This window comes from Streptomyces roseochromogenus subsp. oscitans DS 12.976, from assembly GCF_000497445.1.
Taxonomy (GTDB): Bacteria; Actinomycetota; Actinomycetes; order Streptomycetales; family Streptomycetaceae; genus Streptomyces; species Streptomyces oscitans.
Genome location: NZ_CM002285.1, coordinates 4,677,792 through 4,694,598 on the forward strand (window position 1 = coordinate 4,677,792; position 16,807 = coordinate 4,694,598).

General features: G+C 67.2%; 14 protein-coding genes and 1 pseudogene. 11 read left to right on the forward strand and 4 right to left on the reverse strand.

The window, feature by feature from the left end; translation table 11 throughout:
• Positions 1–65 precede the first annotated feature (65 nt).
• The 4 genes from tatA (at position 66) to M878_RS69840 (ending at position 4,697) form a co-directional block, all read left to right on the forward strand.
• A complete protein-coding gene (gene tatA / locus M878_RS69825) occupies positions 66–362 on the forward strand; it encodes a Sec-independent protein translocase subunit TatA (RefSeq protein WP_023548465.1) in 297 nt (98 codons plus the stop codon).
• 303 nt (positions 363–665) lie between these two features.
• Positions 666–1,742 carry a 4'-phosphopantetheinyl transferase family protein gene (locus tag M878_RS000000101880; RefSeq protein WP_023548468.1) on the forward strand — a complete coding sequence of 359 codons (1,077 nt, stop codon included), beginning with the start codon at positions 666–668 and terminating at the stop codon, positions 1,740–1,742.
• 660 nt (positions 1,743–2,402) lie between these two features.
• The gene (locus tag M878_RS69835) at positions 2,403–4,133 is read left to right on the forward strand and encodes a DEAD/DEAH box helicase (RefSeq protein WP_031225348.1); all 1,731 of its coding nucleotides are present in this window, start codon (positions 2,403–2,405) and stop codon (positions 4,131–4,133) included.
• Positions 4,134–4,136: 3 nt separating this feature from the next.
• Positions 4,137–4,697 (forward strand): SWIM zinc finger-containing protein, encoded by a 561-nt coding sequence (locus tag M878_RS69840; RefSeq protein ID WP_023548474.1) that lies wholly within the window; start codon positions 4,137–4,139, stop codon positions 4,695–4,697.
• 175 nt (positions 4,698–4,872) lie between these two features.
• Here M878_RS69840 and M878_RS69845 read toward each other — a convergent pair whose 3' ends face one another.
• The 4 genes from M878_RS69845 to M878_RS69860 all read right to left on the reverse strand — a co-directional run bounded on the left by M878_RS69845 (position 4,873) and on the right by M878_RS69860 (position 11,191).
• The gene (locus M878_RS69845; protein ID WP_063750623.1) at positions 4,873–5,733 is read right to left on the reverse strand and encodes a TauD/TfdA dioxygenase family protein; all 861 of its coding nucleotides are present in this window, start codon (positions 5,731–5,733) and stop codon (positions 4,873–4,875) included.
• A gap of 142 nt (positions 5,734–5,875) precedes the next feature.
• A complete protein-coding gene (locus M878_RS69850; protein WP_245238157.1) occupies positions 5,876–7,468 on the reverse strand; it encodes a long-chain-fatty-acid--CoA ligase in 1,593 nt (530 codons plus the stop codon).
• A gap of 49 nt (positions 7,469–7,517) precedes the next feature.
• Entirely contained in the window at positions 7,518–8,747 is a 1,230-nt protein-coding gene (gene hemA / locus M878_RS69855; RefSeq protein ID WP_023548480.1) for a 5-aminolevulinate synthase, read from the reverse strand.
• Between the two features lie 887 nt (positions 8,748–9,634).
• Positions 9,635–11,191 (reverse strand): MFS transporter, encoded by a 1,557-nt coding sequence (locus M878_RS69860; RefSeq protein WP_051430097.1) that lies wholly within the window; start codon positions 11,189–11,191, stop codon positions 9,635–9,637.
• Positions 11,192–11,409: 218 nt separating this feature from the next.
• On the opposite strand from M878_RS69860, the gene M878_RS69865 reads away from it, so the two are divergent.
• The 7 genes and pseudogenes from M878_RS69865 to M878_RS48365 all read left to right on the forward strand — a co-directional run.
• Positions 11,410–13,050: a class I adenylate-forming enzyme family protein gene (locus M878_RS69865; RefSeq protein WP_280923667.1), complete on the forward strand. Its 1,641-nt coding sequence runs from the start codon at positions 11,410–11,412 to the stop codon at positions 13,048–13,050.
• Between the two features lie 53 nt (positions 13,051–13,103).
• The gene (gene hemA, locus M878_RS69870; protein ID WP_023548486.1) at positions 13,104–14,342 is read left to right on the forward strand and encodes a 5-aminolevulinate synthase; all 1,239 of its coding nucleotides are present in this window, start codon (positions 13,104–13,106) and stop codon (positions 14,340–14,342) included.
• A 242-nt stretch (positions 14,343–14,584) separates the two neighbouring features.
• On the forward strand, positions 14,585–15,325 hold the full coding sequence (gene fabG, locus M878_RS69875; RefSeq protein WP_031225354.1) for a 3-oxoacyl-[acyl-carrier-protein] reductase: 741 nt from the start codon (positions 14,585–14,587) through the stop codon (positions 15,323–15,325).
• Entirely contained in the window at positions 15,325–15,738 is a 414-nt protein-coding gene (locus M878_RS48360) for a 3-hydroxyacyl-ACP dehydratase FabZ family protein (protein WP_023548490.1), read from the forward strand. The genes fabG and M878_RS48360 overlap by 1 nt, the downstream gene beginning before the upstream one ends.
• Positions 15,735–16,211 (forward strand): 3-hydroxyacyl-ACP dehydratase FabZ family protein, encoded by a 477-nt coding sequence (locus M878_RS69880; protein WP_023548491.1) that lies wholly within the window; start codon positions 15,735–15,737, stop codon positions 16,209–16,211. The genes M878_RS48360 and M878_RS69880 overlap by 4 nt, the downstream gene beginning before the upstream one ends.
• Positions 16,212–16,314: 103 nt before the next feature.
• The gene (locus M878_RS69885; RefSeq protein ID WP_023548493.1) at positions 16,315–16,575 is read left to right on the forward strand and encodes an acyl carrier protein; all 261 of its coding nucleotides are present in this window, start codon (positions 16,315–16,317) and stop codon (positions 16,573–16,575) included.
• 1 nt (position 16,576) lies between these two features.
• Positions 16,577–16,807, forward strand: a pseudogene (locus M878_RS48365) (beta-ketoacyl-[acyl-carrier-protein] synthase family protein); the annotation flags it as partial.

Genomic DNA, 16,807 nt, shown 5'->3' on the forward strand with positions numbered 1-16,807 from the left:
GACTCCTTCACGGTTGTACAGTTGCGCAAAATAGCAATAAAGGCAGAAGAGAAGGGGCGGGCGGGATGCTCCGCAACGGACTGGAACCCTGGCACCTGCTGATCGTGGCGATCGTCATCATCGCGCTGTTCGGCTCGAAGAAGCTGCCCGAAGCCGCCCGCGGGCTGGGCAAGTCCCTGCGCATCCTCAAGAGCGAGACCAAGGCCATGAGGGAGGACAGCGTCATACAACCCTCCGCCGCCCCGACCGGGGACGCGCCCACCGATCCCGCACCCACCGATCCCGCGCTGCGGGTCATCCAGGCGCCCCCCGGAGAGACCGGAACGGCCCGCCCGGCAACGGAGAATCACGCAGCAGGCTGACGCTGGACGCCGCGCTCTCCTCAGGGACTGGCGACGTCGTAGCCGTACCGCAGCGGCTCAGCGGTCACGCCGTAGTCGCGGCGGTAGACGTACACGCCTTCCGCGCGCACGCCGGGCGGCGCCGCATCGACAGGCATCAGTCTCCGCATCCCTTGATCACCCGATCCATGCTGCGCCGCATGGCCGCATGAACTCCGGTCCGGGGTTATCCGCTGCCATTGTTGAGTGTTCACCACATTCAGGCACGGACCGGTTGCTTTTCTACGCGCTATCGTTCAGCAGAACACCGCCGATACGCCGTCCATGGGGGAGCAGAAGTTGCGGCATGGCTACCGCGAGGAAAACCAGGAGGACGGTGCAGTCGAGCGCCTGGACGTGGCGAGGCCGGGCGATGTGCAGGTACTCGATGTGAGTTCACGCTTCCAAGCCGGGGCTCAAGCCGCCGAGTTGGGCCTGCTGCCCCCGTCGCCGTCACCGCTGCCCCGCGCCGGACACCGGCCGCGTCCGGGCGAAGTGGAGGCATGGCTGCTCCATGTTCCCGCGAACGGCGCCGCCGCCATGGCGGGTGCCGGCTGTCTCGACGAAGGGGAGCGGCTCCGCGCTGCCGCGATCACCGCCGGGCGGCCACGGCTCCGGTACGTCACGGCCCACGTCGGGTTGCGCGTACTGCTGGGTTCCTATCTGGGGCTGGCACCCGACCAGGTCGGCTTCGTCCGCGAACCGTGTCCGATGTGCAACGGCCCGCACGGCCGCCCGGCCCTGGCCGGCGAATCGTCGTTGCACTTCTCCATGTCGCACTCGGGCGACGCGGTGCTCTTCGCGGTCGCGTCGTCCGCCGTCGGCGCGGATGTCGAGGCCCCTTCGGCGAGACACGGGAGGTTCGACCTGTCCTCGTATCTGCACCCTGCCGAGCAGCGGGCTCTGCAGGCGCTGGACCCCGCGGAGCGCACTGCGGCTCTACTGGGGTGCTGGGTCCGCAAGGAGGCTTATCTCAAGGGCGTCGGCTCGGGAATCGCCGGTGGTGTCGGGGCGGACTACGTGGGGCTGGAGGCCGCGTACACGACCGGCGCGGCCGACGCGGAGGAGCCGCTCCTGCCGATCGGCTGGACGATCCTGGACGTCGCCGTACCGGAGGGGTTCAAGGCCGCCGTCGCCCTTCGGGACGGCCGTCCCCCGGGCCGGAGACGAACCTGCCTGCCGACGCGCTCCTTCGGCCTGACCCAGGCCGGCCACCGCCGGTCACCCGAGGGTGGGCAGCAGCCGGTCCCGGACCGTCCGCTGGAAGTCGCCCCCGTCGGCGCCGGGAGGAACCAGTTCCGGGTCGATGCACCGGAGCCGGAGGACACCGAGGTGGACGGCGTGGAGCGAGAGCGCCGTTGATTCGGCCTCGGGCAGGTGCAGTCCGGCCTCGGTGAGCAGGTGCCGCAGGATGTCCGGACGGCGCCGGTGCGTCTCCGCGAGGACCTCGCGGACCTCGGGGCGGACCGCGTCGGCCTGCAACGCGATCCCGATGCCCCGGAAGGGGCTGTCGAAGACGTACTCCAGCAGCGCGGTCATCTTGGCGGCGGGATCCGGCAGTTCGGCCGGCGAGGCGGCCACCTGGTCGGTCGTCGCGCAGCGCCAGTGCTGCAGCGCGGCCCTGATCAGCGCGTCGCGGTTGGCGAAGAACCAGTAGAAGCTTCCCTTGCTGGACCCGTGTTCGGCGGCGAGGGAACGGGCCCAGGTCAGGACCGGCGGGCAGGCCACCGGCAGCACGCTCACGCACTCACCGGGACTTTTCTACCACTCTGGCCCAGAAATTGACAGGGACTTGACGATTGCCTACGGTCCGATCGTCAGGTTCTACCGATCGCGCCCGAAGGTATTCATGACCGCGTCCCCGACGTTACCGAAGTCCAGGCAGCAGTTGATCCTTGCCGTTCTCAACCAATCCGCTTACGAGCGCCGATGACGCGGGCAGCCACTGACACCATGGGAATCGGGCAAAAACTTCCTGGTGGCCGACTTGACAGTCAAGCCACATATCTCCCCGACCGTCACATGTTTGCCTTGTGGACCTGGTCCGGCCGCGCCGTGGGGGCTGCTCCGCCGGTCGGTGATGTCGAGACCGTTGCCTTGGTCGTCCCGACATCAGACCTTGGCGGGTTCGAGGTGTCCGACGTCGACTGCGCGCTGATCGAGCCGGACAGGCTCGCCGGCGCGCCCCTCGACTCGCCCGGCCGTTCGGTGGATGTCTGGCGGGCGCGGATTGCGGGCGGCGACCCGGCCCTGCCGATCGCAGCGCATGCCGTTCCCGATGCCACCGGTGTCGCCGTGACGTCGGCGGAGCATGCCGTGGCCGTCTTCCATCACACCCATGCTGTTGCGACCGAACTGCGCACAGCGCTGACCGCCGAGCTGCGGCCGTATCAGGTTCGCGGTGTGAGCTGGCTGCGCGAGACCGTCGACGCACACGGCGGCGCGGTGCTTGCCGACGAAATGGGGCTCGGTAAGACGCTGCAGACCATCGGCTATATCGCCGGGCGCGCCAAGGAGGGGCCGCAGCTGGTGGTGTGTCCCACGTCGCTGGTCGGGAACTGGGCACACGAAATCGCGCGGTTCGCACCTGACCTGCGGACGACAATCTGGCGTGGCGGGCCACTCAAAGAGGCGGACAGCGGGACGGTGGTGCTCACCGGCTACCCGACGCTACGCATACACAGCCCTGCCATGACGGAGCATCAGTGGATCACTGCGGTTTTCGATGAGGCGCAGGTACTGAAGAACCCCCGCACGCAGGTATCGAAGGCCGCGCGAGCCATTGCGGCCGACGCGCGAATCGCCTTGACCGGAACGCCCGTCGAGAATCACCTCGAGGAGCTTTGGGCGCTGCTCAATCTGGTCGCACCGCAACTGTTCGGGCACAAGACGCAGTTCCGCCGTCGCTTTGTCCGGCCGATCGCGAACGGCTCCCTCGCCGCCGCTGCCCGACTGCGCGGGGCAATCGAGCCGGTCGTGTTGATGCGGAAGAAGTCCCAGGTCGCAAGCTCGCTCCCACCCAAGATCCACGCCGACTTGATCTGCGACCTCACCGAGGAACAGCAGCAGGTGTACGACCGACTGCTGGAGCAGGCGATCGACGACGGCTTCGGCAGCGGCGCACGGCGCCAGACCAAGGTGTTGGCGGCCCTGACCGCGCTCAAACAGGTCTGCAATCACCCGGGCCTGATCACCGGTGATCTCGATGAGCTGTCAGGAAGGTCGGGAAAGCTCGACCTGTGCACCGACATTGTGGCCAACAACCTCGAAATCGGATCGCCAACCCTCATTTTCACCCAGTACCGGCAGACCGGTGAGCTGCTGGTGCGACACTGCGGCGAACAGTTCGGTGTGGGTGTGCCGTTCTTCCACGGCGGCTTGAATCAGAAGCAACGGGCCGACATCGTCCGCCGGTTCCAGGCCGACAACGGCCCGAAAGTCCTGGTGCTCAGTCTGAAAGCCGGGGGCACCGGACTCACTCTCACCCGCGCAGCCGACGTCATTCACTTCGACCGATGGTGGAATCCAGCCGTGGAAGCGCAGGCCTCCGATCGAGTCCACCGGATCGGTCAGACCCGCACCGTCACCGTCACCACCCTGACCACGGGGACCACCGTCGAGGAGCACATCGCGGCCATGCACTCGCGCAAATCCGCGCTCTCCGATATCGCGGATATGTCTGGTGTCGCCGAATTGGCCCGCTTGGATGATGACCGCCTCATTGCGATCCTGCGCCGGAAGCGAGACAGCTGACATATGAGCGGCAATAATTTCGGTCACACGTTGTGGGGGAAGGACTGGGTTCGGTTCGCCGAGCCGTTGCGTCAGACCCGTCCCGATCCGCAGCTGCCGCGCGCGCGCAGAATCGCACGCGACGGGAAAGTGCAGGTCACGATCGACGGCCGGATCGTGCGCGCCGTCGTACAGCACGGCCGCAACGCCGCGGTGGCCAACATCGAGGTTGCGCCGATGTCCCGGGAGGCGATGGCCGGGATCGCCCGCCAGCTGTGCGGCGTTCGGCTCGTCCTCACCGACGAGCTGTATCGCGCGACCGCCGACGCGGGCCACCGGCCTGCACCGAAACTCGTCGGCGTCGACTGCTCATGCTCAGCTGACACTCCACGATGCATCCACGTGCTGGCCGTCTACTACGAAATGGCACGGAACATCGATGACGATCCTCGGATTTCTCTCGATATCCAGGGCTTCTTCCGCGCCTCATCGGACAGCACTGAAGTATCCACCGCAGTAACACCACAGCGGTGGATCGCGCTCAATGCCCTTAATCCGGCCGACTACTTCATGGTGTCCACGTAGTCAGGGCGGTTGCAAAGTCCCGGTGAGTGCGTGAGCGTGCAGGCCACGGTGGTATGACGTGGCCGGCTGGAGTGCCACGAACGCAACGAAGCTCCGGTTGATGCCGGTGACCGATCACGTCACCTGCACCGCCCGGAGCTTCGATGTGGGCAGCTGCCGGCAGTCGCTCACCCCGTCATCGGTTGCTCTTCCTGATGCTCACGCGGTGAACGATCCGACCGGCGCCCTCCGGCAGTTCGGTAGCGGAGTGGAACGCGATCTTGGTCTTCCACATCACAAGGTCGCCCTGGGTCCACTTGTGGCGATAGATGTTCTCGGGATTGCCCAGGAATTCCTCAATTGCACCGAACCAGCGCTTGTTGTCGTTCGCGTCGAACTGGTCGACCGCCTCGGTGTAGCCGGATGACCCGTACGCGTAACGCTGTCCGGTCGGCTCGTCGACCGGCGTGAGCGGATGCACGGCGGGCGGATATTCCTTGTCGACGGCGGCGCGGAACTCCGGCAGAGACAGCCCGACATGCTCGGGACGCATCCGGAAACGACGGCTGTGAAGGTGAGTCGCGGTAGCCTGCCCGGCCTTCTCGCGGAGGTCGGCCGGCAGCGCTTCCAGCACGTTGATCGCGCTGGCGAACAGGGTGTCGCCGTGACCTTCGGGCACCTGGACTCCCTGCAGGAGGGTGTATTCCGGCGGGTCGGGGAGGTAGGTCGAGTCCTGGTGCCAGAAGTTGCCCACGCGCGCGACGCCGATGGGCTTGCCGTCCTTGACCACGTTGGACGAGATCATCAGCTCCGGATAGTCCGGGTGGCGGTACCTGCTGATGTTGAACGGGACCGGCTGCCCGATCTTCCGGGCGAACTCGATCTGCTGCTCGGGGCTCAGCGGAGTCTGGCGGATGACCACCAGGTGCGAGGTCTCCAGGGCGTCGACGACGTCCGAGACGGTCGTCGCATCGGTCAGTGCCTCTGCGGTCAGTCCGCGGTACTCGGTACCGAACCCGTCGGAGATCGACGACTTGGACACGGTTGTTGCGCCCATGAGTGGTTCCTTTCTTTCGTGGCGACGGTCAGGTCGGTGAAGGGGGTGGCGGGACGGTGCTCCCGACGGTGGGGGCAGGCGTCATGGACCGCCTCGGAGAGCGGCATGACGGCGCACCGGGCACGGATCGCGCCGGCCGTGCTCACCCCGCGGAGTCCGGAGCGACGGTGGACACCAGCTGTGCGACGAGCGTGCGCTTGAGGACTTTTCCGCTCGGCCCCAACGGGAGGGTCTCGGCGAACTCGACGCGGCGCGGGTACTTGTACGAGGCGAAGCGCTGCCTGCCCCATTCGACGATCTTGTCGCCGACCTCGGGTGTGGCTTCCTCCGGCCGGGACGGCACGACGACCGCCCACACCTCCTCCCCCAGCACGGGGTGGGGGACGCCGATGACCGCCACCTGGGACACGGCCGGATGTCCGACGAGGGCCTCCTCGATCTCACGCGGGTAGACGTTGTAGCCCCCGCGGAGGATCAGGTCCTTCTTCCGGCCCACCACCGAGAGGTAGCCGTCCTCGTCCAGCCTGCCGAGATCTCCGCTGCGGAACCAGCCGTCGACGATGACCTCGGCGGTGATGTCCGGCCGGCCGAGGTAGCCCGCCATCACGTTGTCGCCGCGCACCACGATCTCGCCCGTCTCGCCCACCGGCAGGAGTTCGATGCCGGCGGTGTTCGGCCGGGCTATCCCCACGGTGACGTTGTCGAGGGGAACACCGACCGTCCCGGGGCGGCAGACGATTCCGGGGTGGTTGTAGGAGACGCTGGTCGAGGTCTCGGTCAGCCCGTAGCCCTCGTACACGGGGCAGGCGAAGACGCGCTGCACATCGTGGAACGTCTTGACCGGCAGCGCCGATCCGCCGCTGTAGAGCCGGTCGATCCGGGGAACCGCCCCGCCCTTGTCCACCGCGTCGAGCAACCCGAAGTACATCGTGGGCACACCCATGAACACCGTGCACCGGTGCTCTTGCATCAGCTTGAGGGCCTCGGCGCCGGAGAACCGAGGCATCATCACCATGGTGATCCCGGCGTGGAAGCCGGTCAGCATGGAGCAGATCTGCCCGAAGCTGTGCGGCAGCGGCAGCCCCCCGAGCAGTACGTCGTCGCTGCGGAACGCGAACGGGGTGGCGGCCATGGTGTGGACGTTGTGCAGGATGTTGCGGTGGGTGAGCGTCACGCCTTTCGGCTTGCCGGTCGTGCCGGACGTGTAGAAGACGACAGCTGCGTCGTCCGGCTCGCGCGCGACGAAGTCGTCGAGCGGCGCCGTGTGCCGTGCCGCCTCCTCCAGGTCGACGGCGCCCTCCTGGGGCGTGCCGACCGTCAGCAGCAGGGTGCCCAGCGGCTGGGCGGCCTCTCGCGCCGGGCCGATCAACGAATCCGCGCACACCAGGAAACGCATGTCGGCGTCAGTGAGTACGTGCGTGATCTCCGCTGCCGTCGACCTGACGTTCAGCGGGATCACGACGGCGCCCGCCGCCAGCACGCCGAAGTACACGAGAGGGAACTGCGGGTCGTCCACCACGAGCATGGCGACCCCGTCGCCGGGCCGGACCCCGTTCTCGCGCAGGACGCGCGCGTAGCGGCGCGCCCGCTCCCACAGCCACGCGTAGCCGAAGTGCTCGGACTCATGGATCAGGGCCGGGTGAGCGGGCCGCCGGACCGCCGTGTCCGCCAGCACGGCCGCGACCGAACCGGTCAGCGCGCTCTTCTTCTGCGCCGCCGCTGTGTTCCTGCTCAACTCGTCTTCTCCCACGGATGCCGAAGGAATGCGGCCGGCACGGGCACGGTCATGCACCATGCCGGTCGCTCGCCGTCGCGATGTCCAGCTCTTTCCAGATGCCGCCCAGCACGTGGGCGAGGTTCTCGACGTCCTTCGGGTCGTGCACCGGGGACGGCGTGATCCTGAGGAGTTCCTCACCGGCAGGCACGTCGGGGGAGGCGATCGACTGGACGTAGATCCCGTGCCGGTCCAACAGCATTTCGGACGCCCGTCGGCAGGCCTCGCTGTCCCCCACGAGGGCGGAGACGATGTGCGAGTCGGTCGACAGACACGGGATGCCGGCCTCACCGAGCAGACGGTGCAGCAGTCGCGCGTTCTCCGACAGAGCCGTCCGCTCAGCCTCGGACGCCCTCAGATGACGGACCGACTCGAGCGCGCCGGCCGCGATCGCCGGCGGCAGCGAGGTGGTGAAGATGAACGAGCGCGACAAGGTGCGGACCGTGTCGATGAGTGCGGCCGGTCCGGTGATGTATCCGCCCATCACGCCGTAACCCTTGCCCAGGGTGCCCATCACAACCGTGAACTTGTCCGCAAGGCCTTCACGCGCGGCAATTCCGGCGCCCTGGGGGCCGTACATGCCGACCGCGTGGACTTCGTCGATGTACGTCGTGGCCCCGTACCTGGACGCAAGCTCGGATATCTCGGCCACCGGCGCGATGTCACCCAGCATCGAATGGACGCTTTCCATCGCGATCAGCTTCGGACGGTCAGCGGGCGCCGCCGCCAGGAGCTCTTCCAGGTGAGCAACATCATTGTGGCGGTAAATGTACTTCTCCGCCCCACTGTGGCGGATTCCGTCGATGATCGACGCGTGATTCCTCGCGTCGGAGAACACGATGGTGTCCTTGGGCGTCCCCGCCAGGACGGTGAGGGCGCCGTCGTTCGCCGTGTACCCGGAAGCGAAGATGAGGGCGGCTTCCTTGCCGTGAAGGTCCGCCAGCTCCGCTTCCAGAAGGACGTGGAACTGGTTGGTTCCGCCGATGTTCCGTGAACCACCGGAACCGACACCGTGGTTGTCGATCGCGGCTTTCATCGCCTCGGCAACCCTGGGGTTCTGTCCCATACCGAGATAGTCGTTGCTGCACCAGACCTGGATCTGCGAATCCACCCCGTCCTGCGATGCGGTGGCCTGCGGAAACATTCCGAAGCGGCGCCCGACCTGCATGTGCTCGATCCTGCGCCCGGACGAAGCCGCTCCGGTGGTCCCCTTGGGATACGACTCCAGATGCAGGTTCATTTCGTTCGCCTTTCCAATCTCAAGATGAAGAACTGTGAGAGTCGAATCGCCTGGATCAGGCACCGGATTGCCGTTCCGATATTTGACTCCTGAGGACCGCGATCCACCGACCGAGTGCCGCTCCATTCTTGCCCGTATAGCGGGGCTCGAGACAGCACCTTCGACCGGGTGAAGCGGCGCATCGATCGGCTACCCGATCGGGGTAGCCGATCCAGGACGACGTGCTGTGCCGGGCGATCGCCGGACCGGCCAACACCGGGATACTCAGGTTGAATCGGCGCTGTCAGGGCAGTCGTGACGAGTGGTGATTCCTGCGGTACGACGACCTCATGCGGTATGCGCAAGGGGGCGGGCTGACGCCCGCGGAGCAGGAGAAGCGGGAGGCCGTGCGGCTGGAGGCGGCCAAGTGGTTCGAGGCCGGGGCGGGCACGGCGCAGATCGCGGCTGAGCTGCGGGGGACGGACCGGTCGGTGCGGCAGTGGCGGGCGGTGTGGCGCCGGACCTGTCCCCGAGTGGTGGACACCTCTGATCCCGGCCCCGCTGAGTGCGGGCCGAGCGGGCGCGGCGTCACCGGTCGGCAACTTCTGGCACCAGGACTCCTCCTCCGCCGCCGTTCACCAGCTGCACGGCGTCAACATCCCCTCCACCAGCGGGCACAACAAATTCGTCGGCGCCATCGACGTCTGCGACCGGCTGTCGGAGGAGTGGAAGGCCAAGCCGGCGGACCGGATCGGCGTACACACCGTGGGCAAACGGCTGCGGATCCGCCCGGAGCAAGTCGGCCTGTTGCCCGCCGAGTTCAAGGTCCAGGACGAGAGACGGGTCTACACCCACGTCCGGACCCACGACCTACCACGTCACGACCGAGGTCGAGCCGGGTGTCGGCGTCAGAGGTTGGACTTCACCCGGTTGTCCTGGACCACCGGCTCCGCGGGCTGCCGGTCCGGACGCAGGGCGATCACCAGCAGGAGCGCGCCGCAGAGGGCGATCAGCATGGTCCCGGCGGCGCTGATGTGCATGGCCTTGATGAACGCGTCGTTGGCTACGCGCACCAGGTCGGGCTGGTGGATCGCGGCGGCGGCGTGCCGGGCCTGCTCGGCGGAGATCCGCGCCCGGGCCTGCACCTGCTCGGGGTACCCACTCAGCGAGCTGTCGACCGCGTGCCGGTAGGCGAGCGACATGATCGTGCCGCCCACCGCGATCCCCATCAGACTGCCCGTCTGGCGCACGGTGTTGAGGACGGCCGATCCGGCACCGGCCCGTTCCAGCGGCAGGACGCTCATGAGTCCCCCCGTCACCGGGCCGATCACCATGCCGATCGACAGGCCCTGGATCATGTAGGCGATCTCGTTGAAGACCAGCGGGGTGTGCAGCCCGAAGAGCATGTTGCAGCCCATGGCCAGCCCCGCCGTGGTCAGCGCCGTCGCGGTGACCACGCGGAGCGTCCAGCGGCGGGCCAGCCGGACCCCGAGCGGCGCCCCCACGATCGCCCCGAGCGCGGTCGGGGAGAACGCCAGCCCCGCCTGCAGCGGCGAGAATTCGCGTGCGCCCTGTAGGTAGAAGGCGCCGTAGAAGCTGGCGGCGGTCATGGCGAACATCAGCAGCCCGAGCGCCACGTTGGCGAGGCCGAACATGCGCTGGGCGAGCAGCCGGGGGTCGAAGCTGGGCTGCCGGTGGCGCAGTTCGACGAGCACGAAGCCGGTCAGCAGGACCACTCCGGCGGCGATCGGGCCCCAGACCGACACCGGGCTCCATGAGGCCACCTGCCCCGCGCGGATCAGCCCGTAGGCCAGGAAGGCGAGCCCGCTGATCGACAGCAGCAGCCCGGCCGGGTCCAGCGGACGCGGGGTGGGACTGCGGAAGTTGGGGACCAGCGTGGCGATCCCGATCAGCGACAGCACCGCGATCGGGATGTTGACCAGGAAGATCGAGCCCCACCAGAAGTGGCCGAGGAGGACGCCGGCCAGCAGCGGGCCCGCGGCGATACCGACGCCGGCGGACGTCGATGAGATGCCGATCGCGGTCGCCCGGGCGGGACCGCTGAAGGTCCACATGAGGATGGCCACCTGCGCGGGCATGATCAGCGCGCTCCCCATGCCCATCGCGGCCCGAGCGGCGATCAGTTGGTCCGCGTCGCCCGCGTACGCCGCCCACACCGAGGCGCCGGCGAAGACCGCCATCCCGGTGGCGAGCACGGTCCGGTGGCCGAACCGGTCGCCCAGGGCGCCGGAGGTGAACATCAAGGTGGCGAAGACCAGGGTGTACGAGCCGGTGGCCCACTGCAGCTGGCTGGGGCTGGCGCCCAGGCCACGGACCGGGTCGGCGAGGGTCTCGAAGGCGGTGGTGAGGATGGTGTTGTCCAGCCAGATCAGCAGCGAGGACAACAGGAGCACGGCGAGGATCAACTGCTGCCGGGACTTCGGCAGCGTTGGAGGCGTCGTCATGGAGACCTTCGGTAGGATCGACAAGAACCTGACGATTTGATTGTGTGGAATCGCCCGGAACCTGTCAATCCCTGATGAACCGTCACCCGTCCACCGGGACGCGGCGGCTTCCGATTCCCGCCGCCGGTCCGACCAGGGGTACCCGGACGGCTACCCCGGTCGGGTGACCGCTTCGATGCGCCGGTTCAGCCGGTCGAACGTTCTTTTCCGCGCATCCCGTGAACCGGCAGGATCGGATTGCACCCGGGCCAGCAGATCGCGATCCACCGGGGTATGTATCGAGAGGCAGGGTCATGACCCCACAGGACCAATGGTGGCGCGAAAGCGACAGCTACGTTTCGGATATTCTCTCGGTGTTCGCAGCGGCGCCGGATCGCCCCGCCATTTTCTGGCGCGGCCGAGCGTTCTCCGGCGGTGAGTTGATCCGGTCCACCACCGAGATATTCCACGCGCTGCGCGACCGCGGCGTGGGGGAAGAAGATGTCGTAGCGATTCTGGTCGCTCCCAACAGCCCCGAGATGCTCACCGCGCGGTATGCCGCGCATCTGCTCGGCAGCACCGTCTGCTACCTGCGGTCCACCAATCCGGGAACCAGCTCGACGATCCTCCCGCTGGACCACCAGATCCAGATCCTGCGCGACACCGCTGCCTCGACGGTGTACGCGGACGCCGAGAACGCGCAGCGCGCACTTGAACTCTCCGAAGGCATCGGCGGACTTCCGGTGACCCGCGTCGACGGCACCGGCCACGACGCGGCGAGCCGAGCCGACGCCCCGCAGGCCGCGCCGTGGGACCCGAGCACCGTGGGGGTGATCGGGTTCACCAGCGGGAGCACCGGGCGGCCGAAGGGCATCCGGCTCTCCGGCCAGGTCTGGAACGGCGGGGTCCGCGGCATGGTGGCGGCCGATCGCGCGGCCGAGGACGTGAGGCTGCTGGTGACGACGCCGCTGAGCCACACCGTCGGCACCATGGCCGACGCGGCCCTGGCCCTGGGCGGAGAGGTCCACCTCCACGAGCACTTCGATGCCGGGCAGTTCACCAAGACAGTCGAAGAGTCGGCGATCTCGTGGACCTTCATGGCGACGGTCCAGCTGTTCCAGCTGCTCGACCACCTGGAGGAGCTCGGGGCGCACGACCTCGAATCCGCCGGCCTGTCCTCGCTGAAGCGGCTGATCTACAGCGGCAGCGCGGCGGCACCCGCCAGGATCGCGCAGGCGGTCCGCATCCTCGGCCTCATCCTGGTGCAGGCCTACGGCACCTCGGAGTCCGGTCGTATCACGTCGCTCAAGCGCGAGGAACACCTCGACCCGTGGCTGTCGACCACCGTCGGCCGCCCTTTCGGCGAGGTCGAGGTCGTCGTCGGCGACCTGGTCTCGGGAGCTCCGGTGCCGACCGGGGAGGTGGGCCAGGTCCGCGTCCGCTCACCGCACCTGATGGACGGATACACCGGCGACCCGGAACTGACCGCGCAGGTCCTCCGGGACGGCTGGTACTACACCGGCGACATCGGCTACTGCGACGAGAAGGGCTATCTGCACCTGCTGGGCCGGGTGGCCGAAGTGGTCAAGGTCGACGGGGTCAAGGTCCACCCACTGGTGGTCGAGCGGGAAATCCTCTCCCTGCCGGGAATCCGGCATGCCGCGGTCTACGGCGTGCAGGACCGGGACGGTTCCGAGCACATTCACGCCGCGCTGGTCTGCGACCCCGCGGCGGAGGTCGAGACGGAGAGCATTCGCACACACATTGCCGAGTCGCTATCGGTGCTGCACGCGCCGGAGAAGATCACGATTCTCAGTGCGTTGCCGCTGAACGACAACGGAAAGCCCGACAAGCTGCGCCTGCGGCTGCTCGAGGCCTGATCCGGGAAATTCGACGCCCGGAACCCCCAACTTCGACAGAGAAGACGAACGGAATGAACCTGCATCTGGAATCGTATTCCGACGGCCCCATCGCCGCGGATGTCGCCGCCCGCCGGCGCGAGTTCCTGGAGATCGCCCGCCACTCCGGCAAGTTCCCCACCGCCACCGCGCGGCAAGACGGGGCAGACCTGCAGATCAGCGTCTGGTGCAGCAACGACTACCTCGGCATGGGCGAGAACCCCAAGATCATCGAAGCGATGACGAGCGCGATCCAGGCCCACGGCGTAGGTTCCGGCGGTTCCCGCAACATCGGTGGCACCAACCAGTACCACGTCCAGCTGGAGCGGGAACTTGCGGAGCTGCACGACAAGGAGGCCGCCCTCCTCTTCACCTCCGGCTTCACCGCCAACGACGGAGCCCTCACCGTGCTGGCCGGGCTGCCGAAGGACACCGTCGTGTTCTCCGACGCCGAGAACCACGCGTCGATCATCGACGGCCTGCGGCACAGCGGCGCGCAAAAGCACGTCTTCCGGCACAATGACGTCGCTCACCTGGAAGAGCTGCTCGCGGCCACTCCCGCCGACCGTCCGAAGCTGATCGTCCTGGAGTCGGTCTACTCGATGTCCGGCGACATCGCGCCGCTGGCCGAGATAGCCGAGGTCGCGAACCGCTACAACGCCACGACATACCTCGACGAGGTGCACGCGGTCGGCATGTACGGCCCCGAGGGCGCCGGCATCGCCGCCCGGGAGGGCATCGCCGACCAGTTCACCGTCATCATGGGCACCCTGGCCAAGGGCTTCGGCACGGTCGGCGGCTACATCGCCGGACCGGCCGCCCTCATCGAAGCCGTCCGCACGCTGTCGCGCGGGTTCATCTTCACCACCTCGCTGCCGCCGGCAATCGCGGCCGGGTCGCTGACCTCGGTCCGCCACCTGCGGAACTCCGAGGTCGAGCGGCAGGCGCTGGCCGAGAATGCGCAGCTGCTGCACCGTCTGCTCGACGAGGCGGACATCCCGTTCATATCCGCGGACTCACACATCGTGTGCGCCTTCATCGGGGACGACCGGACCTGCAAGCAGGCATCCAGCCTGCTGTTCAAGCGGCACGGGATGTACGTGCAGCCCATCAACGCCCCCAGCGTGCCGGCCGGTCAGGAGATCCTGCGGATCGCTCCGTCCGCGGTGCACACGCGATCCGACGTCGAGAACTTCGCCGAGGCGCTCCGCGACGTCTGGAAGGAGCTGGACATCCCGTCGGCGAGCGACCGGCTGCTGGCTCAGCAGAGCTGAAAGAGATTCTCATTCCCCGGCCTCGTGCGTCCGAAACCTGTGACGGAGCGCACGAGGCCGTCGCACATCCGCCTCCGATCGGGGTTCGGCGCACCGATACAGGCTTCGCAGACACCTGGCCGCGGCGGGCGAGCCGACCGGGCCGGCAGGTTCTTTGGCACCTACCTGCCAACGGCCGGGGAGAGTCGTCCGGATGGCCATAGCATCAATCACGAAAGGCAATCCAAGGGGGCAAAGACATAATGGGCGAGCGAGGGTGCGCAGTTGTCACCGGTGGCTCCCGGGGAATTGGTCGGGCGGTCGCTGTCCAGCTGGCGGCGGACGGATATGACATCGCGTTCTGCTATCGCTCCGGCGGTGACACGGCCGTGCAGGCCGAGAAAGAAATCCGCGACCTGGGCGTGGAGTGCTATCACGCGCCCTGCGATGTGACCGACCTCGAGTCGGTGCAGGCGTTCCTCAAGACCACCGAGGAAAAGCTCGGTGACATCGTCGCGCTGGTCAATTCGGCCGGCATCGTCAAGGACAATCCGATGGTCCTGATGCCGCCCGCGGACTGGCACGCGGTCATCGACACCAACCTCTCGGGAACCTACAACTTCTGCCGCAGCGTGGTCTTCGGATTCATGAAGCGCAAGGCCGGCACCATCGTGAACATCTCGTCGGTCGCCGGCGTGTTCGGAAACCCGACCCAAGCCAACTACTCGGCGGCGAAGTCGGGTATCCACGGCATGAGCAAGGCGCTCGCCAAGGAAGTCGCCGGATACGGCATCCGTGTCAATGTGGTGGCGCCCGGCTTCATCGAGACGGACATGACCTCAGAACTCCCCGAGAAGGCCCGGAAGACCGCGCTCGGGATGATCCCGATGAAGCGGATCGGCGAGCCCAAGGACGTCTCAGAGCTGGTGTCGTTCCTCGTCTCGGAGCGTGCCGCCTACATCACCGGCCAGGTCATACAGGTCGACGGCGGAATCGTCTTCTGATGCCGGAAGCACGCAGGCGCGCCGCGCCCCTGGACGCGGTCGACGACATCGTTCAGGTCAGCGATTCCGAGATCACGGCGACAAAATCGGTGCACGCCGGGGACCCGTATCTCGAAGGGCATTACCCGGACTTCACGATCTACCCCGGCGTGTTCATCATGGAATCGGTGAACCAGACGGTCGACGCATACGTGGCACGCACGTTCGGCGCCGATCGGATCGCGGATCTGACCACCGTCACGTCCGCGCGCTTCACCTCACCGGTCCTGCCCGGGGACACGCTGCAGGTGTCCTGCAAGCTCGTCGTCCAGGGTGATGACCTGGCCGTGGACGCGAACTGCCGCAACGCCCTCGGCGAGGCCGCGGCGAGGCTGAAGCTGGTGTACCGAATCACGGACGGGGGCATCCGGTGATCGACCACGCCGGAATTCGGAACATCATCCCGCACCGCCACCCGGTCCTGCTCGTCGATGCGGTCCTGGAGTTGTCTCCATTCGACCGCATCGTCACCGTAAAAGCAATTTCCGGCAGTGAGCCGTGCTATGCGAGGATGGCCGAAGGTCTCGGTTCGAGCGCTTTCGCTTATCCGAAGCCGCTGCTCATCGAATCTTTCGCCCAGAGCGGTGCCGTGCTCTGGTTGGAAAGCATCAAGAGTCGTGGCGAGAGCCTGAACGGCACACTGATATTCGCCGCGGCCCGAAATGTCGAATTCCATCGGCCGGTCTATCCGGGCGACACCGTACGGCACACCCTGAAGATCGACCAACTGGTCGGCAACAACGCGTTCCTGTCCGGCCGGAGTTTCGTCGGCGACGAGCCCGTCATGACCGTCGCCGAGGCCATCGCGGTCGTACGCCCCAACGAGGGGATCGCCCGCCGGGCATGACGCCCCATTGGCGGAAGACCCATCGAGTCGACACCTGTTCGTCGACTCGGCTATTCAGCTGCGCATTCAGCAGCGAACAGACAACCCAGGAAGTGGTGACGAGATGACGACCGCAATCAACCAGCAGCTGATGGACGAACTGCGCGAGATGATCGCGGAGGTTCTCGAGGAGGAGCCCGAGAACATCACCGAGACCAGCCTCTTCATCGAGGAGCACGAGGCCGACTCGCTTCGGGCGATCGAGATCCTGGCCCGCATCGAGAAGAAGTACAAGGTCTCGCTGCCGCAGGAGCTGCTCGCCGACATGGTGAATCTGCGGGCCGTGTACAACACCGTGGTCGAGTACTCCGACGGGAACCTCTGACATGACCCGCCGAGTGGTGATCACCGGCCTCGGACCTCTGTCAACCATCGGTGTCGGTCCGGACGCATTCGCAGCCGGCCTGCGCGCCGGCGCAAGCAACAGCGGGCCCATCCGCAGTTTCGACGCCTCCGGATTCCCGCACAACATCGCGAACGAACTGGGCGACGTTCACCCCTCGGATTACGTCACGAACATCGACCCGGAGGCCTGGGGGCCGGCCAGCCTCGCCGCG